The sequence below is a fragment of the Corynebacterium sp. 22-2729 genome, from assembly GCF_053479475.1.
Genome location: NZ_JBRBCA010000026.1, coordinates 1 through 614, shown reverse-complemented (window position 1 = coordinate 614; position 614 = coordinate 1). Strand labels below are relative to the sequence as shown.

The 614-nt window shown below is 54.4% G+C and carries 1 protein-coding gene; it reads right to left on the bottom strand.

What is annotated here, in order from left to right:
- Positions 1-34: 34 nt before the first annotated feature.
- Positions 35-614: IS3 family transposase (locus tag ACUY2T_RS10275; RefSeq protein WP_448308495.1), on the bottom strand; the 580-nt coding region annotated here is incomplete at its 5' end.

The window sequence follows — 614 nt, the reverse complement described above, 5'->3', positions numbered from 1 at the left end:
TGAACTAGCCCCCGAAAGTTGGACTAGTTTAATTCTAGGCGGTGAGGGGTTCAAGGGTCTGATTCCGATATTGCATCGGGGTCAGGCCCTTTAGTCGTTGTTGGATGCGTTCGGTGTTGTACCACCTGATGTACTCGTCGATCGCTTGATTGAACTCTGCGACCGTGTCGAAGACTTCACCGTGGTACATCTCTGTCTTCAAGTGTCCAAAGAAGTTTTCCATGACCGCGTTGTCGTAGCAGTTGGCTTTACGCGACATCGACTGAACACCGCCGTTGTCACCGATCAGATCGCGCCAGGAGGCGTGCTGGTACTGGAAGCCTTGGTCAGTGTGCATCATCCACCCGGGTTCAGGCGCACACGTTTTAATCGCCTTGGTTAAAGACTCTGCGGTAAACGCTGTCGACGGCGATGTAGCCACGGTGTGGGCGACGATTGAGCGGTCAAACAGGTCCATCACCGGTGACAGGTAGACCTTGCGGCCTGCGACCCTGAACTCGGTGACGTCGCTGACAAAGACGGTGTTTGGCTGATCCGGGGTGAACTTGCGGTCAAGTTTGTTGTCAGCGATGTGGCTGATCGTCCCGGTGTAGGAAACATAAGGTCTACGTTGG